Annotated in this window: 34 protein-coding genes; all 34 read right to left on the bottom strand. The window is 40.6% G+C overall.

The genetic code is table 11. The annotated features are described in order from the left end of the window. Window positions 1-11: 11 nt before the first annotated feature. Entirely contained in the window at window positions 12-947 is a 936-nt protein-coding gene (locus ACLNCP_RS03705; protein ID WP_000568988.1) for a DNA-directed RNA polymerase subunit alpha, read from the bottom strand. Window positions 948-989: 42 nt separating this feature from the next. After that, complete coding sequence (gene rpsK, locus ACLNCP_RS03700; RefSeq protein ID WP_001118385.1) at window positions 990-1,373, bottom strand: 30S ribosomal protein S11; 384 nt, start codon at window positions 1,371-1,373, stop codon at window positions 990-992. A gap of 17 nt (window positions 1,374-1,390) precedes the next feature. Continuing rightward, window positions 1,391-1,756, bottom strand: a complete 366-nt coding sequence (gene rpsM / locus ACLNCP_RS03695) for a 30S ribosomal protein S13 (protein ID WP_000090781.1) — start codon at window positions 1,754-1,756, stop codon at window positions 1,391-1,393. A gap of 17 nt (window positions 1,757-1,773) precedes the next feature. Continuing rightward, window positions 1,774-1,890, bottom strand: coding sequence for a 50S ribosomal protein L36 (gene rpmJ / locus ACLNCP_RS03690; protein ID WP_001808836.1), 117 nt, complete (start codon window positions 1,888-1,890; stop codon window positions 1,774-1,776). 24 nt (window positions 1,891-1,914) lie between these two features. Beyond that, window positions 1,915-2,133: a translation initiation factor IF-1 gene (infA, locus tag ACLNCP_RS03685; RefSeq protein WP_001029883.1), complete on the bottom strand. Its 219-nt coding sequence runs from the start codon at window positions 2,131-2,133 to the stop codon at window positions 1,915-1,917. A 116-nt stretch (window positions 2,134-2,249) separates the two neighbouring features. Further along, the gene (locus ACLNCP_RS03680; RefSeq protein ID WP_424844039.1) at window positions 2,250-2,888 is read right to left on the bottom strand and encodes an adenylate kinase; all 639 of its coding nucleotides are present in this window, start codon (window positions 2,886-2,888) and stop codon (window positions 2,250-2,252) included. A gap of 149 nt (window positions 2,889-3,037) precedes the next feature. After that, window positions 3,038-4,348 carry a preprotein translocase subunit SecY gene (secY, locus tag ACLNCP_RS03675; protein WP_000465403.1) on the bottom strand — a complete coding sequence of 437 codons (1,311 nt, stop codon included), beginning with the start codon at window positions 4,346-4,348 and terminating at the stop codon, window positions 3,038-3,040. 12 nt (window positions 4,349-4,360) lie between these two features. Further along, window positions 4,361-4,801, bottom strand: a complete 441-nt coding sequence (gene rplO, locus ACLNCP_RS03670) for a 50S ribosomal protein L15 (RefSeq protein WP_000766087.1) — start codon at window positions 4,799-4,801, stop codon at window positions 4,361-4,363. 144 nt (window positions 4,802-4,945) lie between these two features. Then, window positions 4,946-5,128, bottom strand: a complete 183-nt coding sequence (gene rpmD / locus ACLNCP_RS03665; RefSeq protein WP_000057241.1) for a 50S ribosomal protein L30 — start codon at window positions 5,126-5,128, stop codon at window positions 4,946-4,948. A 13-nt stretch (window positions 5,129-5,141) separates the two neighbouring features. Beyond that, on the bottom strand, window positions 5,142-5,636 hold the full coding sequence (gene rpsE, locus ACLNCP_RS03660; RefSeq protein WP_000874202.1) for a 30S ribosomal protein S5: 495 nt from the start codon (window positions 5,634-5,636) through the stop codon (window positions 5,142-5,144). Between the two features lie 17 nt (window positions 5,637-5,653). Beyond that, entirely contained in the window at window positions 5,654-6,010 is a 357-nt protein-coding gene (gene rplR / locus ACLNCP_RS03655) for a 50S ribosomal protein L18 (RefSeq protein ID WP_000624044.1), read from the bottom strand. Between the two features lie 83 nt (window positions 6,011-6,093). Further along, a complete protein-coding gene (rplF, locus tag ACLNCP_RS03650) occupies window positions 6,094-6,630 on the bottom strand; it encodes a 50S ribosomal protein L6 (protein WP_000086626.1) in 537 nt (178 codons plus the stop codon). 188 nt (window positions 6,631-6,818) lie between these two features. After that, window positions 6,819-7,217 carry a 30S ribosomal protein S8 gene (gene rpsH / locus ACLNCP_RS03645; RefSeq protein ID WP_000245504.1) on the bottom strand — a complete coding sequence of 133 codons (399 nt, stop codon included), beginning with the start codon at window positions 7,215-7,217 and terminating at the stop codon, window positions 6,819-6,821. A gap of 180 nt (window positions 7,218-7,397) precedes the next feature. Further along, entirely contained in the window at window positions 7,398-7,583 is a 186-nt protein-coding gene (locus ACLNCP_RS03640; RefSeq protein WP_001085697.1) for a type Z 30S ribosomal protein S14, read from the bottom strand. Window positions 7,584-7,600: 17 nt separating this feature from the next. Next, window positions 7,601-8,143 (bottom strand): 50S ribosomal protein L5, encoded by a 543-nt coding sequence (rplE, locus tag ACLNCP_RS03635; protein WP_000013542.1) that lies wholly within the window; start codon window positions 8,141-8,143, stop codon window positions 7,601-7,603. A 23-nt stretch (window positions 8,144-8,166) separates the two neighbouring features. After that, complete coding sequence (gene rplX, locus ACLNCP_RS03630; protein WP_000497690.1) at window positions 8,167-8,472, bottom strand: 50S ribosomal protein L24; 306 nt, start codon at window positions 8,470-8,472, stop codon at window positions 8,167-8,169. A gap of 78 nt (window positions 8,473-8,550) precedes the next feature. Continuing rightward, the gene (gene rplN, locus ACLNCP_RS03625; RefSeq protein WP_000616545.1) at window positions 8,551-8,919 is read right to left on the bottom strand and encodes a 50S ribosomal protein L14; all 369 of its coding nucleotides are present in this window, start codon (window positions 8,917-8,919) and stop codon (window positions 8,551-8,553) included. Window positions 8,920-8,944: 25 nt separating this feature from the next. After that, window positions 8,945-9,205, bottom strand: a complete 261-nt coding sequence (gene rpsQ, locus ACLNCP_RS03620) for a 30S ribosomal protein S17 (protein WP_000440801.1) — start codon at window positions 9,203-9,205, stop codon at window positions 8,945-8,947. A gap of 24 nt (window positions 9,206-9,229) precedes the next feature. Then, a complete protein-coding gene (gene rpmC / locus ACLNCP_RS03615) occupies window positions 9,230-9,436 on the bottom strand; it encodes a 50S ribosomal protein L29 (RefSeq protein WP_000772918.1) in 207 nt (68 codons plus the stop codon). Between the two features lie 9 nt (window positions 9,437-9,445). Next, window positions 9,446-9,859: a 50S ribosomal protein L16 gene (gene rplP, locus ACLNCP_RS03610; RefSeq protein WP_000960946.1), complete on the bottom strand. Its 414-nt coding sequence runs from the start codon at window positions 9,857-9,859 to the stop codon at window positions 9,446-9,448. A 3-nt stretch (window positions 9,860-9,862) separates the two neighbouring features. After that, window positions 9,863-10,516 carry a 30S ribosomal protein S3 gene (rpsC, locus tag ACLNCP_RS03605; protein WP_000529936.1) on the bottom strand — a complete coding sequence of 218 codons (654 nt, stop codon included), beginning with the start codon at window positions 10,514-10,516 and terminating at the stop codon, window positions 9,863-9,865. Window positions 10,517-10,528: 12 nt separating this feature from the next. After that, complete coding sequence (rplV, locus tag ACLNCP_RS03600) at window positions 10,529-10,873, bottom strand: 50S ribosomal protein L22 (protein ID WP_000818137.1); 345 nt, start codon at window positions 10,871-10,873, stop codon at window positions 10,529-10,531. 11 nt (window positions 10,874-10,884) lie between these two features. Continuing rightward, window positions 10,885-11,166 (bottom strand): 30S ribosomal protein S19, encoded by a 282-nt coding sequence (gene rpsS, locus ACLNCP_RS03595; RefSeq protein ID WP_000533766.1) that lies wholly within the window; start codon window positions 11,164-11,166, stop codon window positions 10,885-10,887. A 103-nt stretch (window positions 11,167-11,269) separates the two neighbouring features. Beyond that, a complete protein-coding gene (gene rplB, locus ACLNCP_RS03590; protein ID WP_049543958.1) occupies window positions 11,270-12,103 on the bottom strand; it encodes a 50S ribosomal protein L2 in 834 nt (277 codons plus the stop codon). 17 nt (window positions 12,104-12,120) lie between these two features. After that, entirely contained in the window at window positions 12,121-12,417 is a 297-nt protein-coding gene (locus tag ACLNCP_RS03585) for a 50S ribosomal protein L23 (RefSeq protein WP_001055347.1), read from the bottom strand. After that, the gene (gene rplD / locus ACLNCP_RS03580; protein ID WP_000024549.1) at window positions 12,417-13,040 is read right to left on the bottom strand and encodes a 50S ribosomal protein L4; all 624 of its coding nucleotides are present in this window, start codon (window positions 13,038-13,040) and stop codon (window positions 12,417-12,419) included. The genes ACLNCP_RS03585 and rplD overlap by 1 nt, the downstream gene beginning before the upstream one ends. A gap of 24 nt (window positions 13,041-13,064) precedes the next feature. Then, window positions 13,065-13,691, bottom strand: a complete 627-nt coding sequence (gene rplC, locus ACLNCP_RS03575; protein WP_000160200.1) for a 50S ribosomal protein L3 — start codon at window positions 13,689-13,691, stop codon at window positions 13,065-13,067. A gap of 82 nt (window positions 13,692-13,773) precedes the next feature. Continuing rightward, window positions 13,774-14,082, bottom strand: coding sequence for a 30S ribosomal protein S10 (rpsJ, locus tag ACLNCP_RS03570; RefSeq protein WP_001284513.1), 309 nt, complete (start codon window positions 14,080-14,082; stop codon window positions 13,774-13,776). A 254-nt stretch (window positions 14,083-14,336) separates the two neighbouring features. Continuing rightward, window positions 14,337-14,927 carry an anaerobic ribonucleoside-triphosphate reductase activating protein gene (gene nrdG / locus ACLNCP_RS03565; protein ID WP_424844038.1) on the bottom strand — a complete coding sequence of 197 codons (591 nt, stop codon included), beginning with the start codon at window positions 14,925-14,927 and terminating at the stop codon, window positions 14,337-14,339. Further along, window positions 14,920-15,426 (bottom strand): GNAT family N-acetyltransferase, encoded by a 507-nt coding sequence (locus ACLNCP_RS03560; protein WP_173876636.1) that lies wholly within the window; start codon window positions 15,424-15,426, stop codon window positions 14,920-14,922. The genes nrdG and ACLNCP_RS03560 overlap by 8 nt, the downstream gene beginning before the upstream one ends. Window positions 15,427-15,469: 43 nt before the next feature. Beyond that, window positions 15,470-15,610 (bottom strand): hypothetical protein, encoded by a 141-nt coding sequence (locus ACLNCP_RS03555; RefSeq protein ID WP_000521618.1) that lies wholly within the window; start codon window positions 15,608-15,610, stop codon window positions 15,470-15,472. Window positions 15,611-15,621: 11 nt separating this feature from the next. Continuing rightward, window positions 15,622-17,829: an anaerobic ribonucleoside-triphosphate reductase gene (nrdD, locus tag ACLNCP_RS03550; RefSeq protein WP_261015114.1), complete on the bottom strand. Its 2,208-nt coding sequence runs from the start codon at window positions 17,827-17,829 to the stop codon at window positions 15,622-15,624. A gap of 119 nt (window positions 17,830-17,948) precedes the next feature. Further along, window positions 17,949-19,502, bottom strand: a complete 1,554-nt coding sequence (locus ACLNCP_RS03545; protein WP_424844037.1) for a damage-inducible protein CinA — start codon at window positions 19,500-19,502, stop codon at window positions 17,949-17,951. Between the two features lie 254 nt (window positions 19,503-19,756). Then, window positions 19,757-21,289, bottom strand: coding sequence for a cardiolipin synthase (gene cls, locus ACLNCP_RS03540; RefSeq protein WP_261022530.1), 1,533 nt, complete (start codon window positions 21,287-21,289; stop codon window positions 19,757-19,759). Window positions 21,290-21,298: the final 9 nt, after the last annotated feature.

Here is a 21,298-nt window from a genome sequence, read left to right as displayed (position 1 = left end):
GTATTCCTCCTTTATTTATCTTTTAATCCAAGACCCAAATCAATGAGTTTGAGTTTCACTTCTTCCAAACTCTTGCGTCCAAGATTTCTTACTTTCATCATCTCTGCTTCAGATTTTTCTGTCAAATCATGCACAGTATTGATACCGGCACGTTTCAAACAGTTGTATGAACGCACAGACAAATCCAGTTCCTCAATCGTACGATCCAAAATACGATCGTCAGATTCAGTATCAGCTTCTTTCATCACTTCAGTTGACTTAGCAATCTCAGTAAGATTTGTAAACAAATCAAGATGTTCTGTCAAAATACGTGCTGAAAGCCCTAAAGCATCTTCTGGAATAATTGTTCCATTTGTCAAGATTTCAAGGGTTAATTTGTCAAATCCATCATTGCTACCTACACGAGCAGGTTCCACTTGATAGTTGACTTTTGTAACTGGTGTATAAATAGAATCTACAGCAAGTGTTCCAACTGGTGCATTATCCTTTTTATTTTCATCAGCAGGTACATATCCACGACCACTGTTAACAGTCATAGTCGCTTTTAAGGAAGAACCTTCACCGATTGTAAAGAGATAATGATCTGGATTTACAATTTCAATATCGCTATCTGTCAAAATGTCACCAGCTGTTACTTCAGCAGGACCTTCAACATCTAGTTCGATGATTTTTTCGTCTTCAACGTACGATTTCACTGCAATTCCTTTAATGTTCAGAATGATTTGCATCACGTCTTCACGAACACCTGGAACTGTGTCAAACTCATGTAACACACCATCAATATTGATAGATGTCACAGCTGCTCCTGGTAGAGAAGCTAGAAGTACACGACGAAGAGAGTTACCAAGAGTTGTACCGTAGCCACGTTCAAGTGGTTCGATTACAAACTTGCCATAATCTTTATTTTCATCAATTTTTGTTATATTTGGTTTTTCAAACTCGATCATTTAGTTACTCCCTCTTAAACGAAAAGCAGTGTAATGCGATGATTATACACGGCGACGTTTTGGAGGACGAGCACCATTGTGTGGCACTGGAGTCACATCACGAATTGCTGTTACTTCAAGACCAGCGGCAGCAAGCGCACGAATAGCTGACTCACGACCAGAACCTGGACCTTTTACAGTAACTTCAACTGATTTAAGACCGTGTTCTTGTGCAGATTTAGCAGCAGCTTCAGAAGCCATTTGAGCAGCGAATGGTGTAGATTTACGAGAACCTTTAAAACCAAGAGCACCAGCTGATGACCAAGCAATTGCATTACCATGCACATCAGTAATCATAACAATAGTGTTATTAAATGTAGCGTGAATATGAGCAATACCAGATTCGATATTCTTTTTCACACGACGTTTACGTGTTGGTTTAGCCAAGACTTTTACCTCCTATATTATTTTTTCTTACCAGCAATCGCAACAGCTTTACCTTTACGAGTGCGAGCGTTGTTTTTAGTGTTTTGTCCACGGACAGGAAGTCCACGACGGTGACGGATACCACGGTATGAACCGATTTCCATCAAACGTTTGATGTTCAAGTTTACTTCACGACGAAGGTCACCTTCAACTTTGATTGCATCCACTTCACGACGGATAGCATCTTCTTGATCTGATGTAAGATCACGTACACGAACATCTTCTGAGATTCCAGCAGCAGCCAAAATTTTCTTAGATGTTGCAAGTCCGATACCATAAACATAAGTCAATGAGATTACTACGCGTTTGTCATTTGGAATGTCAACTCCAGCAATACGAGCCATGTTTTCTCCTTTCTATCTTATCCTTGACGTTGTTTGTGTTTTGGATTTGCTGGGCAAATTACCATAACACGACCATTACGACGAATAACTTTACAGTATTCGCAAATTGGTTTGACCGATGGTCTTACTTTCATTTCTTATCCCTCCAAGTTTTTCGATTATTTAAAGCGGTAAGTGATACGTCCACGTGTCAAGTCATATGGACTCATTTCGACAGTAACACGATCTCCCGCTAAAATACGAATATAGTTTTTACGAATTTTACCAGAAACTGTTGCTAAAATCTGATGTCCATTTTCAAGTTCAACCGTAAACATTGCATTCGGCATTGTATCAACTACTTTGCCTTCAACTTCAATCACATCGTCTTTTGCCACGCAAAAGCACCTCCATAAATTTCGATTCGATGCCTCTAGACACAGAGACAACAATTATAAGTCAGACTATTTTAGTATAACATTTGTAGCGGATTTTTGCAAGTGTGAAAAACGCTTTATTTCAAATTTGTCAATACTTTTTCGATATCTGAGAAGACATCATTGATATCTTGATTACCTTCGATGTCATGAACCAAACCTTTGACACGGTAGTGAGCAATGATTGGTTCTCCTTGAGCAATATTCACATCCAAACGACGTTTTACTGTCTCGGGTTTATCATCTTCACGTTGGTAGTAATCTTCTTCTTTATAGTCAACTGGTGGGTTAAAGACCTTGTGGAAAGTTTCTCCAGTTACGCGGTGGATGATACGGCCACTCAAACGTTCCAAGAGGCTGTCAGGGTTCACTTCAATATTGATAACACCTTCTAGTTCAATGCCAAGTTCAGCCAATGTTTTGTCCAAAGCGTGAGCTTGTTCGATTGTACGTGGGTAACCATCCAACAAGAATCCTGTTTCTTTAATATCATCTTGTGAAAGACGTTCTTTTACGATCCCATTTGTAACTTCGTCAGGAACCAATTCACCCTTGTCAATGTATGACTTAGCAAGAACACCCATTTCAGTTTGATTTGCCATAGCAGCGCGGAACATATCACCTGTTGAGATATGTGCAACATGGAATTGTTCTACAATTTTTGCTGCTTGAGTTCCCTTACCTGCACCAGGTAAGCCCATAATCAAAAGATTCATGATTTGATCTCCTTATTTTATTTTTAAATAGAAGCAAAAAGTCTTTTCACCCCTATTTAAAAACAAAATAGAAGAGGGGAGACCAAACTCTCACAAATGTTAGAGTTAAACCTCCACTCCCTCAGTAATTACTGATTCAGTAATTACTTTTATTCTGTTCTGTCCATGAAACCAACATACTTACGTTTCAATAGGTAGCCTTCCAATTGTTTGATTCCTTCAATACCTGTAGAGATAATGATCAAAAGACTGGTTCCTCCAAAAGCAACTGCTTCTGAAAGTCCGAAAACATCTTTTGCCACGATCGGTAAAATAGAAATCACACCAAGGAAGAGAGAACCAACAGTTGCAAGACGACGAAGAAGTTTAGACATATATTCTTCTGTACCTTTACCAGGACGAACTCCATGGATATAAGCACCGCTCTTTTGTAAGTTTTCTGCCGCTTTTTCAGGATTAATCTGTACAAACGTATAGAAGAATGTAAAGAGAATAATCAATAAAGCATACATAGCAATACCAGTTGGTGAAGTTGTTGCCAGCATTTCTTGTGCTGTTCTTACCCAAGCCCAATCATGACCTGTGGCGCTCAAAAACTGAAGAATAGCCGCAGGCGCTGCAGTAATCGAACTTGCAAAGATAACAGGGATAACTCCAGCAGGGTTTACTTTCAAAGGAAGGTAAGAGCTAGATGGAGCACCTTGTGCAACCTTAGTATATTGGATTGGAATTTTGTATTCTGCTTGTTGAACATAAGTTGTAAAATAAATGATCAACAATACAGTAATAATCAAAATGATTACGAAAATGATAGATGAGTTGATACGGCTACTTGGGACGTTCACAAAGTAGTCCACATAGATGCCCTGAATCATCTCTGGAATTGAGGCAACAATCCCGGCAAAGATAATCATAGAAACACCATTTCCGTATCCCTTATCTGTAATTTGCTCTCCCAACCAAGTCACAATCATACTACCAGCTGTTAAGATGATACCAATCATGATAAAGACTTGTGGAGTAAGAGCTGTTTTCAACAATTGAGCTCCAGCCAAAGTATTAAAACCAGCTGTAATCCCGATAGATTGCACAAAGGCTAGAACAAGAGCAATATAACGAGTAGCTTGATTTAATTTTCTTCGACCTACTTCCCCTTGTTTACCCCACTCTACAAACTTTGGTAAAATATCCATTTGCAAGAGTTGGACAACGATAGAGGCCGTAATGTAGGGACTAACACCAAGAGCAAAAACTGAGAAGTTTTTCATGGCATTCCCTGAGACCAAGCTCAACATGTTTAAGAAGGATAATCCACTTAAAGCATTCAAGCTATTGGCATTCACACCAGGAACTGTAATGCTAGTTCCAATACGAAAGACCAAAACGATAAAAATTGTAAATAAAATTTTTGATCGAACCTGCTTGACTTTAAGAGCTTCTCTTAATAATTTAAAAAACATAGGTCACCTCTCTTAGATGACTTCTACTGAACCACCTTTAGCAGTGATAGCTTCTTCAGCTGATTTAGAGAATTTAGCTGCTTTCACAGTCAATTTCTTAGTCAACTCACCGTTACCAAGAATTTTAATACCTGATTTTTCAGCTTTAACAATTCCTGCTTCGATAAGAACAACTGGAGTAACTTCAGCACCATCTTCAAAGACGTTCAATTGGTCAAGGTTCACAATTGCGTATTCTTTAGCGTTGATGTTAGTGAATCCACGTTTTGGAAGACGACGGAACAATGGAGTTTGTCCACCTTCAAAACCAAGGCGAACTCCGCCACCGCTACGAGCTTTTTGACCTTTTTGACCACGACCAGATGTTTTACCGTTACCTGATGAAGTACCACGACCAACGCGGTTACGTACTTTACGAGAACCTTCTGCAGGTTTCAATTCATGAAGTTTCATTTTTATTTTCTCCTCTTTTGTAAAATGCTAGCGCCGATAAGGGAGAAAAGGTTGTCTCCCCCATCAACTCGCCTATACGACGTCATCATAGATGACTATATCTAGTTTTAGGGGATGGTATAGTGCACATCCCCTAAAAATTCATTAGTTTACTTCTTCAACTGTTACCAAGTGAGATACTGCAGTGATCATACCACGGATAGCAGCGTTATCTTCTTTAATAACAGAGCTGTTCAATTTGCCAAGTCCAAGTGCTACAACAGTTTTACGTTGTGATGGAATGCGTCCGATTGGAGACTTAGTCAAAGTAATTTTAATTTGAGCCATTTTATCCCCTTTCTTATGCCAAATCAGAAACTGAAATACCACGAAGGGCAGCAACTTCTTCAGCGCGTTTCAATTGTTTCAAACCTTCAACAGTTGCACGAACAATGTTGATTGGAGTGTTAGAACCAAGTGATTTAGATGTAATATCTGCCACACCTGCCAATTCCACAACGGCACGAACTGCACCACCAGCGGCAACTCCAGAACCTTCTACAGCAGGTTTCAACAATACTTTAGCTCCACCGAATTCTGAAAGAACTTCGTGTGGGATTGTTGTTCCAACCATAGGAACTTCGATCAAGTTTTTCTTAGCATCATCTACTGCTTTACGGATTGCTTCTGGAACTTCTTGAGCTTTACCAGTACCAAATCCTACGCGACCGTTGTGGTCACCAACAACAACAAGAGCTGCGAAACGAAGACGACGTCCACCTTTAACAACTTTTGTAACACGGTTGACAGCAACTACGCGTTCTTCTAATTCAACTGCATTGTCTTTAAATGCCATTTTCTAGTGTCCTCCTATTAGAATTTCAATCCGTTTTCACGAGCTGCATCAGCCAAAGCTTTCACACGTCCGTGATATAGATATCCACCGCGGTCGAACACCACTTCTGAAATACCTTTAGCGTTTGCACGTTCTGCAACGAGTTTACCGACAGCAACGGCTTGTTCAGTTTTAGTTCCTTTTGAAACTTCTTTGTCAAGAGTTGAAGCACTTGCGAGCGTTACACCCGCTACGTCATCAATCACTTGAGCGTAGATGCCTGTATTAGAACGGAATACGTTCAAACGTGGGCGATCAGCAGTTCCAGAGAGTTTTCCGCGAACGCGACGGTGGCGTTTTTGGCGGAGTTTGTTTTTATCTGGTTTTGAAATCACAGTTTTCACCTCTTTAGTTTTAAATCGTGTGCTATGCACAAAGTTGGAAAATAGGTTGGTGGTTGAGAATCAACCACTCAACATTATTTACCTGTTTTACCTTCTTTACGGCGAACGAATTCACCAACGTAACGGATACCTTTACCTTTATATGGTTCTGGTGAACGAAGGCTACGTACGTAAGCAGCTGTTTGACCAACTACTTCTTTTGAAATTCCGCTAACAACGATTGTTGTTGGGTTTGGAAGTTCAAAAGTAATTCCTTCTGGAGCTTCAACTTCGTCTGGATGAGATTTACCAACAGCCAAAACAAGTTTAGATCCTTGAAGTTGTGCACGGTAACCAACCCCACGCATTTCAAGTTCTTTCTTGAATCCTTCTGATACACCAACAACCATGTTGTTCAAAAGGGCACGAGTAGTTCCGTGGATAGTTTTCATTTCTTTTGAATCGTTTGGACGGTGAAGAGTTACTTCAGTACCTTCCACACGGATTTCAATATCTTTTGAGAACTCACGAGTAAGTTCTCCTTTAGGTCCTTTTACAGTTACAACGTTGTCATTGTTAGTGATTTCTACACCAGCAGGCAACACGATAACTTTATTACCAATACGTGACATGTTTATTTTCTCCTGTTAGATTGTCAGGCCTAAACGGCCAGTTTTCACGGGGGCTAAATCGATTTCTCGATTTAAAGGAACATTTAGGTTTCAATTTCAAAGTGAATCTAGGCATCGTCTCGCAGGCATAACTTTGGGTTAGGCAAGAGACGATAACGAAGAGTCACAAAGAAATTGGGAGCTAAATATTACCAAACGTAAGCGATAACTTCTCCACCAACATTCTTTTGACGTGCTTCTTTATCAGTAAGCAAACCTTCAGAAGTTGAAAGGATAGCAATTCCAAGTCCGTTAAGAACTTTTGGAAGGTCTTCACGTTTTTTGTAGACACGAAGTCCTGGTTTAGAAACACGTTTCAAGTTAGTGATAACTTTTTCACCGTTTGGGCCGTATTTAAGGAATACACGGATGATGCCTTGTTTGTCATCTTCGATAATTTCAACGTTTTTTACAAAACCTTCGCGTTTAAGGATTTCAGCAATCCCTTTTTTGATGTTTGATGCAGGTACTTCAAGTACTTCGTGTTTAGCTTGGTTAGCGTTACGAATACGAGTTAGGAAGTCTGCGATTGGGTCAGTCATAACCATTTTGTTTTTCTCCTCTTACTAGTAGTTTGCAAGTTGCACTTGCTAGTTAATGATTGAGCTAGGCTCAGAATATGTTTCTAGGTTTCAATTCCTAAGTGAGTCTAGGCATCTGCTTGCAGGCATAACTTGAGTTAGGCAAAAGCAGATAACGACGAATCACGACGGGATTGAAAGCTAGAATTACCAAGATGCTTTTGTTACACCAGGAATTTGTCCTTTGTAAGCTAATTCACGGAAGCAAACACGGCAAAGTTTAAATTTGCGGTAAACTGAATGTGGACGACCACATTTTTCACAACGAGTATAAGCTTGAGTAGAGAACTTCGCTGGACGTTTGTTCTTAGCAATCATTGATTTTTTAGCCATTAGATTTACCTCCTATATTATTTTGCAAAAGGCATTCCAAGGCCTGTAAGCAATGCACGTGACTCTTCGTCAGTGTTAGCAGTTGTTACGATAACGATGTCAAGACCACGAGTTTTGTCAACGTCATCGAAGTTGATTTCTGGGAAGATCAATTGTTCTTTCACACCAAGTGTGTAGTTTCCGCGTCCATCAAATGATTTTGTTGGAACACCGTGGAAGTCACGTACACGTGGAAGTGAAACTGAAACCAATTTATCCAAGAATTCGTACATACGTTCACCACGAAGGGTAACTTTTGCACCGATCGCAACACCTTCACGAAGACGGAAGCCGGCGATTGATTTTTTAGCTTTAGTGATAAGTGGTTTTTGACCTGAGATAAGTGCCAATTCTTCAGCAGCTTTTTCAAGGCTTTTAGCGTTTGATACAGCTTCACCAACACCCATGTTCAAAACGATCTTATCTACTTTAGGCACAGCCATCACTGATGAGTAGTTGAATTGTTCTGTCAAAGCAGGAACTACTTCATTAAGATATTTTTCTTTTAAACGATTTGCCATTATACTTCTCCTTTCCTTCGTGATTAATCAAGCACTTCGCCTGATTTTTTGTTGTAGCGAACTTTTTTACCGTCTACAAATTTGTAACCAACACGACCAGCTACACCATTTTTGTCCAAAACTTGAACGTTTGATACGTGGATAGCTGCTTCTTTCTCGATGATACCACCTTGAGGAAGATCGTTAGTTGGACGTTGGTGTTTCTTAACGATGTTAACACCTTCAACGATAACTTTGTTTACTTTTGGAAGGGCAGTAAGGACAACAGCTTCTGTTCCCTTATCTTTACCAGCGATTACGCGAACTTTGTCGCCTTTTTTTACAAACATTAGGTTTCTCCTTGATTTTTCTTACGCCCATAAGGGCACCCTGGAGGTAAATCCAGGGGACTAGTTTGTTTCTAAAAATTAAAGTACTTCTGGAGCAAGTGACACGATCTTCATGAAGCCACCTTCACGCAATTCACGTGCAACTGGGCCAAAGATACGTGTTCCGCGAGGAGTTTTGTCTTCACGGATGATAACTGCTGCGTTTTCGTCAAATTTGATGTATGAACCATCAGCACGACGAGCACCTGATTTAGTACGAACGATAACTGCTTTAACAACGTCACCTTTTTTAACCGCACCACCAGGAGTAGCTTGTTTTACAGATGCCACGATAACATCACCGATGTTTGCAAATTTACGTCCTGAACCACCAAGAACTTTGATAGTCAAGATTTCGCGAGCACCGCTGTTGTCTGCGACTTTCAAACGAGTTTCTGTTTGAATCATTTCAGTTTTCTCCTTTCAGGTTTGATTAGATGATGACCGCTTCTTCAACAACTTCTACAAGACGGAAACGTTTTGTAGCTGAAAGCGGGCGAGTTTCCATGATGCGTACGATATCGCCTTCTTTGGCAACATTGTTTTCATCATGAGCTTTGTATTTTTTAGAGTAGTTAATACGTTTACCATAGACTGGGTGGTTACGTTTTGTTTCAACTACAACTGTGATTGTCTTGTCCATTTTGTCAGATACAACACGTCCAACAAGAACTTTACGATTATTGCGTTCCATTGAAATTTCTCCTTCCCTAGTCTATTATTTCGCTTCAGATTGAACTGTTTTGATACGAGCGATTTGTTTTTTAACTTCTTTCAAGCGAGCTGTTTGTTCTAATTGACCAGTAGCAGCTTGGAAACGAAGTTCAAACAATTCTTTTTTCAATTCGTTTTCGCGCTTCGCGAGTTCTTCTTGAGAAAGACCACGAAGTTCTTTAACAAATTCTTTTACTTCATTAAGTTTCATGCCTTCTCCTTATTCTGCTTCACGTTTTACGAATTTACATTTAACTGGCAATTTGTGGCTAGCAAGACGAAGTGCTTCGCGAGCGATCTCTTCAGATACACCAGCGATTTCGAACATCACTTTACCACGTTTAACCGGTGCTACCCAACCTTCAGGTGCCCCTTTACCAGATCCCATACGCACACCGATAGCTTTAGCAGTGTATGATTTGTGTGGGAAGATTTTAATCCAAACTTTACCACCACGTTTCATGTAACGAGTCATGGCGATACGAGCAGCTTCGATTTGGCGGTTAGTGATCCAGTGGCTAGTTGTAGCTTGAAGACCGTATTCACCGAATGCTACTTCTTTTCCACCTTTTGCTTCACCGCGCATTTTTCCACGGAATTCACGACGGTGTTTAACACGTTTAGGTACTAACATTGGTTATTTACCTCCTTTAGTGTTTTTGCGAGCTGGAAGAACTTCACCACGGTAGATCCATACTTTAACACCAAGTTTACCGTATGTAGTATCTGCTTCTTCCCAAGCGTAATCGATATCTGCACGAAGTGTGTGAAGTGGAACAGTTCCTTCAGAGTATCCTTCAGCACGGGCGATATCTGCACCGTTCAAACGACCTGATACTTGAGTTTTGATTCCTTTAGCTCCAGCACGCATTGCACGTTGGATTGCTTGTTTTTGTGCACGACGGAAAGCAACACGTTGCTCCAATTGACGAGCAATACCTTCACCTACAAGGTGAGCATCCAAATCAGGTTGTTTGATTTCGATGATGTTGATGTGTACTTGTTTTCCAGTCAATTTGTTAAGTTTTGCACGGAGTGCATCAACGTTAGCACCACCTTTACCGATAACCATACCTGGTTTAGCAGTGTGAAGTGAAACGTTAACTTTGTTTACTGCGCGTTCGATTTCGATAGTTGAAACTGCTGCGTCAGCAAGTTCTTTTTGAACGAATTTACGGATTGCAAGATCTTCATGAAGGTAATCCGCGTATTCTTTTTCAGCATACCATTTGGCATCCCAATCACGGATGATGCCGACACGCATACCAATTGGATGTACTTTTTGACCCACGATTTTACCTCCTTATTTTTCTGCAACAGCTACAGTGATGTGAGCTGTACGTTTGTTGATTGGTGAAGCTGAACCTTTCGCACGTGGACGGAAACGTTTCATAGTTGGTCCCTCGTTTGCGAATGCTTCAGATACTACCAAGTTAGCTTTATCCAAACCAAAGTTGTTTTCAGCGTTAGCTACAGCTGAGTTCAAAACTTTCAAGATGATTTCAGCAGCTTTGTTTGGAGTGAATGTCAAGATTGCGATTGCATCGGCTACGCTTTTACCACGGATGTTATCAAGAACAAGACGTGATTTACGAGGTGAAACACGTACTGTACGAGCCATTGCTTTAGCTGAAGTAATTTCTGCCATTTATGTTCTCCTTATTTTCTACGTGTTTTCTTGTCGTCTGCAGCATGACCTTTGTAAGTACGAGTTGGTGCAAATTCACCAAGTTTGTGACCTACCATGTCTTCTTGGATGTAAACAGGTACGTGTTTACGTCCGTCATAAACTGCAATAGTGTAACCAATGAAACTTGGGAAGATCGTTGAACGACGTGACCAAGTTTTAATAACTTTTTTCTTTTCGTCGTTAGCTTGAGCTTCAACTTTTTTCATCAAATGCTCATCGACGAAAGGTCCTTTTTTAAGACTGCGTCCCATTTTTATATTTTCTCCTTTAAATGTTGTACCACAGCGGCTTGCGCTCACATAGAGCGCTACCGAGCTGGCGGATTTACTAGTTACTTAAGCGACTAGTTTAATATTATTTCTCGTTGCGACGACGAACGATAAGTTTGTCAGATTTCGCTTTCTTGTTACGAGTTTTAAGACCAAGAGCAGGTTTGCCCCATGGAGTAGATGGTGCTTTACGACCAACTGGTGCTTTACCTTCACCACCACCGTGTGGGTGATCGTTAGGGTTCATTACAGAACCACGAACTGTTGGGCGGATACCTTTCCAACGGCTACGTCCTGCTTTACCAAGATTTACAAGTCCATGTTGTTCGTTTCCGACAACACCAACTGTAGCACGGCAAGTTCCAAGAATCATACGAACTTCACCTGATTGAAGACGAACAAGAACGTATTTACCTTCAGAACCCAATACTTGAGCAGATGCTCCAGCAGCACGTACCAATTCACCACCACGACCTGGTTTCAACTCGATGTTGTGGATCAAAGTACCAACTGGGATGTTAGCAAGTGGAAGAGCATTTCCGACTTTGATATCTGCTTCTAGACCTGAAACGATACGTTGACCTACTTCAAGACCTTTTGGAGCGATGATGTATGCTTTCACACCGTCAGTGTAGTGTACAAGAGCGATGTTTGCAGAACGGTTTGGATCGTACTCGATTGTTTTAACAACTGCTTCAACGTTGTCTTTGTTACGTTTGAAGTCAACCAAACGGTAGAAACGTTTGTGTCCACCACCTTGGTGACGAACTGTGATACGACCGTTGTTGTTACGACCAGCCTTGCTCTTCAATGCAACAAGCAATGATTTTTCAGGAGTGCTTGTTGTGATTTCAGCGAAATCCAAAGAAGTCATATTACGGCGACCGTTTGTTGTTGGTTTATAAACACGAATTCCCACGATATTTCCTCCTTAGATTATTCAGCTTCAGCAGCAAACAACTCGATTGCTTTAGAATCAGCTGTAAGTGTGATGATAGCTTTTTTAGTTTTGTTAGTAAAACCAGTGTAACGTCCAACACGTTTAGCTTTTGGTTTTACGTTGATTGTGTTAACGTTGGCAACTTTAACACCTTCGAAAGCAGCTTCAACAGCTTGCTTGATCAAAAGTTTGTGTGCACGAGTGTCAACTTCAAATACATATTTTCCTGCTTCAAGTTGAGCCATTGAGCTTTCAGTGATTACAGGTTTTTTGATAACATCATACAAATTCATTATGCAAGAACCTCCTCGATTTTAGAGATAGCTGCTTGAGTAACAAGAAGTTTGTCACTATTTGCGATGTCAAGAACACTTGCAGTTGTAGCAGTCGCAACTTTCACGTTTGGAAGGTTACGAGCTGAGAGAGCTGCGAATTCGTTTCCTTCTTCAAGAATAACAAGGACTTTAGAATCGATGCTCAAAGCTGCAAGAACTTTTGCAAATTCAGCAGTTTTTGGAGCTGTAAATTCAAGAGAATCAACGGCTACAAATTTATTTTCAGCAACTTTTTCTGAGTAAACAGATTTAAGTGCAAGGCGACGAACTTTTTGAGGAAGTTTGTACGCATAGCTACGTGGAGTTGGTCCGAAGACGATTCCACCACCACGCCATTGTGGAGAGCGGATAGAACCTTGACGAGCACGTCCAGTTCCTTTTTGACGCCATGGTTTGCGTCCGCCACCTGAAACAGCTGAGCGGTTTTTAACTGCGTGAGTTCCTTGACGAAGGCTAGCACGTTGGCTGATGATCACATCAAACACAACAGATTGGTTTGGTTCGATACCAAAGATTGCATCGTTAAGAACAACTTCGCCAGCTTGTTTACCAGTTTGGTCGAATAATGTTACATTTGCCATTTTGACTGTATTCCCCTTTCCTTATTATTTACCAGCTTTAACTGCTGACTTGATAGTGATAAGAGATTTCTTAGCACCTGGTACGTTACCTTTGATAAGGATAACGTTCTTTTCTGGAACAACTTGTACAACTTCAAGGTTTTGAATTGTTACGCGGTCACCACCCATACGTCCTGCAAGGTTTTTACCTTTGAATACGCGGTTAGGTGCAACAGGTCCCATTGAACCTGGACGACGGTGGTAACGAGAACCGTGAGCCATTGGTCCACGTGATTGTCCGTGGCGCTTGATAACACCTTGGAAACCTTTACCTTTAGAAGTACCAGTTACGTCAACAACGTCTCCAGCTGCGAATGTTTCAACTGTAATTTCAGTACCAACTTCCAAGCCTTCAACGTTTTTGAATTCACGAATGAAGCGCTTAGGAGCCGTGTTAGCTTTCGCTACATGTCCTTTAGCAGGTTTGTTGCTCAATACTTCGCGTTTGTCATCGAAACCAACTTGGATAGCGTTGTATCCGTCTGTTTCAACAGTTTTAACTTGAAGAACAACGTTTGGAGTTGCTTCAATAACTGTTACAGGGATCAATTCGCCAGCTTCAGTGAAGATTTGAGTCATTCCCACTTTTTTCCCTAAGATTCCTTTTGTCATGAGAAAATAGTTCCTTTTCTATATTTTTTATTCAAAAAGTTTTTAACGAGCGTTTTTTATGCTCAAGGTATCAAGCTTTAGATTAAAGTTTGATTTCTACGTTTACACCACTTGGAAGATCCAATTTCATCAAAGCATCAACTGTTTTTTGAGTTGGGTTAACGATATCGATCAAACGTTTGTGTGTACGCATTTCAAATTGTTCGCGAGAGTCTTTATATTTGTGAGTCGCACGAATGATTGTGTAGAGGCTACGTTCAGTTGGAAGTGGGATTGGACCCGCAACTTGTGCACCTGTACGAGTAGCTGATTCTACGATTTTTGCAGCCGCTGTGTCAAGCGTACGGTGTTCGTAAGCTTTCAAACGGATACGGATTTTTTTGTTTGCCATCTTTTTCTCCTTTTCGTCTATTTAAGATAATAGGCTAGCTCCACAAGAAAACCGACGCGGTGTTGCGTGGCAATGCAACCGAGCGTGTCGCAACCTCTTGCATCAAAGCTAAGGCTGTAATTTACAGCACCATAATAGAATAACACAAAGCCCCTGCGATTGCAAGGGATTTGTTGCTGTTTTTTCGTTTTTTTACAATGAAACTGTTTTCTTTTTTATAGGTCATTTATTTAACTATTCTTTATAGAAGAAAGTTACTCTCTCTTCACCTGTTCATAGCTTTCTTTTCCGTCATTAAGCTTGTCCCAAATCACTACTTGCCCACTTTTGAGGGATTTTTGTACATCGATAATTCGTTGATTGGACGAACCTCGAAACTGGAGCATGAGATTTCTCTTAGTTCGATCGTATCGGCCATCAACCAGAATGTCAATCAGTGATAAGAGTTCCATTTTATCTTGTGTCTCCAACATCATTTCTTCCCATGTATAGCCGGTCCAAGACCAGATGTCCTTGTCTGGCAATTCCTTCCGAATCCGCTTAACGAGTGGCAAAAGAATCCCAGTATTGAGAAAAGGCTCCCCTCCCAGCAAAGTCAAGCCTTGAACATAGGGTTGAGCAAGATCTGCCATAATCTGTTCTTCTAATTCTGCTGTATAGGGAATTCCTGCCTTGAAAGACCAAGTCGCTACATTATAACATCCCTCGCAGTGAAACATGCAGCCTGATACATAGAGAGAGTTACGCACACCCTCTCCATCTACAAAGTTAAAGGCCTTGTAATCAATAATCCGCCCTTGACTGAGTTCTTCGCTTTTCCATTCTTGTGGTTTAGGATTATTCATTCACTACCTCTATCCAATAACGCTCCACACCATTACGAACATCCTCAAGGAGCCCACCATTTGCTAAAATGACTGCTCTGCTAGCAGGATTATTTACGCTACAGGTCACAAGAGTTCTCTTGATATTCTTTTCCTTAGCAACTTGCAAGCCCTGACGGAGAGTTTCCTTAGCATAACCCTTGCCTCTTTCTGATGGACGAATGGAGTAGCCAATGTGGCCACCTTCTTCTAGTAGAAAGTTACTGAGGCGCAACCGGAGATTAAGAAATCCAATTGCTCTATCTTTCACAGAAAAAGCTACTAACTGAATTGCGGGAACCCACCCTTCAGGCAGCTTAATTCCCATTTCCTGATTCTGATTGCTTTCCAACCACTCTTCATACACAAAGTTCTCTGTATCCCAAAATCCTCCGTCATGGGCTGATTGGCTCTTTTCAAACTCTGCCATCATCTCTAAAACTGTTTCTTTATCTGCTAATCTTGGTCTGCGTAGTTCCATCCTTACCTCCCACTAAGAGAAAAGCGAGAGTTGACTCTCACTTTTATTTTTTCTTGTTCTTGTTTAAAAATTGTTCTCTGAGGTTGAGCAAACGTTCTTTCTTACCAGCTCCACCTTTAGAGTGTTTCTCGTGATAACGGGTCACTTGTGCACGTCCCTTATCATCTAATTGATATTTTCCCATTTCAGTTCTTTCTAATTTGTTACTTGATGGCCAGCTATTTTAATCGTTGAACCATTCATATGTTTGACACGCGCAGCGATTTCCTTGTGACGTCCATTAACCATCGGACGCGCTTGAGGATTACCTAGGTAGCCACAAGTTCGTTTGACCACATCTACTGTTTTAGGGTCGCTATTGCCACAGTTTGGACAAGCAAATCCTCTCTCAGTTGGTTCAAAATCCCCTTCAAAGTCACACTTGTAGCAACGGTCAATTGGTGTATTGGTCCCTAGATAGCCGACACGGTCATAGGCATAGTCCCAGACAGCTTCCAAGGCCTTTGGATTTTGCTGAAGGACTGGATACTCACAGTAATGAATGAAACCACCTGACGCACCTGCTTCTGGATAGACTTTCTCAAAGTCCAATTTTTCAAACGGTGTTGGATTTTTACGAACATCGTAGTGGAAAGAATTGGTGTAGTATTCCTTGTCTGTAATATCAGGAATAGAGCCAAACTTGTCTGTATCTAGTCGGCAGAAACGATCTGTCAAACTTTCAGATGGTGTTGAGTAGATAGAGAAATGATAGCCATATTGGTCAGACCACTCTTCTACACGGCGTTTCATATCGCGAATGATGTCTAGCGTGAATTCCTTAGCATCTGGATTGCTTTCCCAGCTGTTACCAAAGAAAACAGTCGCTACTTCATACAAACCGATATAGCCCAGCGAAACTGTTGCCCGACGATTCTTAAAGAGCTGGTCAACACTTTCTTCTTTACCTAGACGATGGCCAAAAGCACCGTACTGATAAAGGATAGGAGCATTGGCTGGTGTCGCCTCTTTAGTGCGTTCGACACGGTAAACAAGAGCATCTTCAGCGATATTCATACGCTCGTTGAAGATTTCCCAGAACTTATTCATGTCACCATCAGACTCGAGGGCGATGCGAGGAAGATTGACCGTCACAACGCCTAGATTCATCCGACCTGAATTGACTTCTACGCCATTCTCGTCTTTCCATCCTTGAAGGAAAGAACGACAACCCATAGGAACTTTGAAAGAACCTGTCAAGTCAACAATCTTATCATAAGACAAGACGTCTGGATACATCCGCTTGGTTGCGCACTCTAGAGCCAACTGCTTGATGTCGTAGTTGGGTGTCCCTTCCTCTAAGTTGAGTCCTCTTTTAAGCGTGAAGATAAGTTTAGGGAAGATAGCTGTTCGATGTTCTGAACCAAGGCCCTTGATTCGGATGTTCAAGATAGCTTTTTGAATTTCACGCTCAAAACGATTGGTTCCCAGACCAAAACCGAGCGAAGTAAAAGGTGTTTGCCCATTTGAAGTGAAGAGAGTATTGATTTCATACTCAAGAGATTGCATGGCATCATAGATGTCTTTTTGCGTTTTCTTCCAAGCGTAATCTTCCCGTTTTTCAGGCAAGACCCATTCTTCTGCATCTTTGAGGTGTTTTTGGTAATTCTTCTCTGCGTAAGGAGCCAAGACTTCATCGATACGGTCAGCTGAACAGCCACCGTACTGGCTAGAAGCAACGTTGGCGATGATTTGGGAAATCTGAGCTGTCGCAGTCTGGATAGACTTGGGACTTTCTACCTCTGCATTTCCAATCTTAAAACCATTTTCCAACATACCTTTAAAATCAATCAAACAGCAGTTGGTCATAGGGGTATAAGGACTGTAGTCCAAATCGTGATAGTGGATATCCCCCTTTTGGTGGGCATTGGCTACGTGCTTAGGAAGCATTTGCAGTCCGATTGATTTCCCAACAATCCCTGCTGTCAAATCACGCTGGGTATTAAAGACATCACTGTCCTTATTAGCATTTTCATTGACAACTGCCTGATCTTTATTGAGAAGCTTATGGATACTAAAGTTAATATCTGTCGCTTTTGAGCGCTCAAAATCCCTCTGTGTCCGATAAGTGATATACTCCTCAGCTAGCGCATATTCTTTGGCTTCAAGGAGTTCATGTTCTACGATATTTTGAATTTCGTAAATCTTAACCCCCTGTGGAAAGCGACTATGAATTTCTGTGACAATTCGCTCGGTCAAAGCATTTAGGCGTTTTTCGACCAAGGGTGTCACATCCATAACCTTGTCTGCCGCCTTGTGGATAGCCTTGTCAATCTTGTCCACATCAAATGCAACACGTCTCCCATCTCGTTTTTCAACGAAGAGGGTTGCTAAAGTTGTAATTTTTTCTTCTAGTGCAATCATATACATGCTCGTTTCTAAAATGTTCTTTCTAAAAAGTATTATACCACTCTAAAAATAAAAATCAATATCTTGTGTTAAAAATCCTAAAATTTTTAAAAATACACAAGATATTGATTTGGCTATTTGATTTTATAGACTTTAAACTCTGAATAATCAGTCTTTACTTGTTGATAATTTTCTTTTAAGAGTGTCTCCGCCTCAGACCAGAGAGCCACCTTGTCGTTTACCACAATCACCTTAGGTTGGTTTTCTTTCAAGTCATGAATCAAGGTAGTTTTATTTTCTTCTGTATTCGTATAAAGAAGAGGTGATGGGAACATGGATCCAGCCAAACGCTGACTTTCTTTATACATTTGAACATGAGAATCCCAAATATAGATTTGGTCACCATCACTCGTCTCTTGTTTGACTCTGTCTACTACTTGATGTTGTTCTCTATAAGAAGCTGGATGCAAAACAAAACGAGCCACAAAAGGAATTGCAATCAGATAAACCACCACTAGGATAGGTAAGTAGAGATTCCCCTTCATAAATTTTTTCCATAAAGTAGGAGCTTCTTCTCTTCTCCGACGACGATCTCCTCTAGCTGAATGTTTCCCACGAATACTGGTCATCAAAAGAAGGAGTAAAAATGGAAGGATTAGAATCAAACACGAACCGTGAAGAGGTTCTTGAGAAAAAAGCAACAAGGCTAATACAAATATGAAAGCAAAACTAGCTGGTACTGAAATAACATATAATCTTGATGCCTTTGATTGGAACAAACCTAGAAAAACAAGGAAGAGAGCTCCTAAACCAAAGGTCAACAAACCATAGAATACAACATTATCCATTAGTTGGGGATTGGTAAAGACCTGAAGGGAATCAATCGGATACAAAAGACTCCCTATAGCTTCTCCAAAACCACCTGAAGCAAGAACATAGTATCCTACTGGGTAAAAGATGAGAGAAAAGCCAAGTGCTGCTGCAAAAAACTGATAAACTCCATGAGCAAGGCGACCATGCCCAACATTAAAGACAAATAAACCAATCGTTACTACTGCAGTAAAGAGAAGACTTGTAATAGGCTCTATGAAAAATGATAGACCCAAAAAGAACCCCAGACGTAGAAATCCCTTGTCATGGTTAGGATTTGATAGATAAGCTGCTATGAACGAAAATCCTGCAAACAGAAATGGCAAAGCTAAAATCGTTGCATATCCTCCTCCAAAACCGAGACCAGATACCAAAATATAAAATATGGTTAGGAGTTGCTTGGCTTGTTCCTTTTGTCCCGTCAGATAGTCAGTTGAAGAAAAGAGGAAGTAACCTCCTCCTAAGAGGGCTAGCCATTCTACCAAGGCAAAAAGAATGCCTCCTTGGGTAATATAAAGTAGCAAGTAATAAATAAGACCGTGACTTGCATAATAGCTACTGTAAAGCTGTCCTCCCTGATGTAAAGCCCACCCTATATACAAATCCTGCGCCTGAGAGGGACTTACCATATCTAAAAGTAAAGGTAGCACCACAGAAAAAACCGTTGCAATCGTACTTCCAATGATGAGTCTGAAAAACGGAAAAGCTACCTGTTCTTCTTTTTCTACATGAGATTCAAGGTTCCTATCCAATCTATTTTCAATCTCATTACTCTGTATCGTTTCGGATACTTCTTCGATTCTGCCATATACAGCCATGTCGTTTCTCCTATTCAATTTATCTGTCTTAGTATATCAAAAAGACCTAAAATTGTCAGCTTGCGATGGCTGTTTGAGTGATTTTTTGCATAGTTTCACAAAGGTTTCAATTTCCCGAAATCGGTGTAAATGCGTCTGTTTAAATGACATGATATAATCCAATTCTTTCTGAGTCAGCATCATTCCCCCTCTATCTTTCTATTCGTAAAAGGCAAGAAAAATAGGACTGGGTTGTGTCCTAAGTCCTAGATTTCTTATAAGATTGGGGCAAATAACTGGGCAATTTCCTTAATCAATTTTTGATACCAGCTATTTTTTATCGTATGAGGGAAAATTTCTTGAGATACTGAAAAAATCTCCTGAAAATCTTTTTGAATCTCTGTGATTGATGCCGTTTTATATAGCAAAACTGCATCTTCATAGTGATGAAGCAAACTTCTATAATCTAAATTAATCGTTCCAACTGCAGCAAAGTCCTTGTCCACTAGGATTTGTTTACTGTGGATAAAGCCTGGACTATACTCAAAAATCCTGACTCCTGCTGACAAAAGATCCGGATAGGCTCCTCTTGTTATGAGCTGGATTAATTTTTTATCCGGAATGAAAGGAGTCACGATGCGGACATCAACACCCCTCATGGCTGCATTTTTAATACTCTCAGTTAAATCATAGTCAATAATCAAATAGGGTGTTGTGATATAGACTGAATCAGTAGCCTGATTAATCAAACTTTGATAAACTTTTTTCCCTACTTGAGTACGGAAGATGGGCTTGGGTCCACTACCGTAAGGAATGCAGAGCCCTTGGCCAGAACAAGGCTGATTTTCCAGGTGATACTGGTCAAAATCGCTGATTTCCCCACGATTGATGTACCAAGTCATCAAAAAAAGACGGGTTAGAGCCTTGACACCAGGGCCATCTATGCGAATCCCACTATCCTTCCAATAGCCAAAACGTTCTACATGATTGATGTACTCATCGGCTAAGTTAATGCCTCCTGTATAAGCTACCTGACCATCTATGACAAGGATTTTACGATGGTCCCGATTGTTGTAAGCCACCGTCAAACGAGGAATCACCTTGTTAAACTTATGGGCTTCAATTCCTCGACTACGAAGCTGAATAGTGTAGTCTCCGGGTAAAGTCGCCATACAGCCGATATCATCATAGAGCATCTTGATCTCTACACCCTGAGCTGCCTTTTGCTCTAATATATCTAGTATGCTATTCCACATCAAACCTTCTTCGACAATATAGTACTCTAGAAAGATAAATTTCTCAGCTTTCTTAAGGTCTTCCAACATATGCTGCCACATGCTTTCACCCGAAGAAAAGAATTGTGAATCTGTTCGATCATATACATCGGCATTGCTATCCATACTTAGCAAAGATTTGATAACTCCGTAAGCCGCCTTATCATCTTCCTTCAATTTCTGGCGGAGAGCTTTACTGTTATCCTCCCGAAAATGCATGGAACCAAGTTTGTCCAACTGTTTGATTTCTTTTTTGGACAATCGCCTTTCACCAAACATCAGATAGAGCAAAGGACCAATAACAGGAACAAAAGTTACCACTAACCACATCACTTTGCTTTCAGGCGCCATTGAACGATTGACAATCGCTACGATAGTCGCCATACTCATAAAGATTAAGAGAATAATCCATAGAATAGGGGCCATCCGCCCTAAATAGAGAAAGAGACCAAAAACAAGAAAAAGTTCAAGTAACATAATCGAAAGACTAAAACCATACTTGGACATCAATAATTGAAATTTTCTATATTTCATATCCCCTCC

This window comes from Streptococcus sp. CL6.35, assembly GCF_049737915.1.
Taxonomy (GTDB): domain Bacteria; phylum Bacillota; class Bacilli; order Lactobacillales; family Streptococcaceae; genus Streptococcus.
Note: the sequence above shows the minus strand (reverse complement) of the source record. Positions and strands in the feature narration are given on the sequence as shown.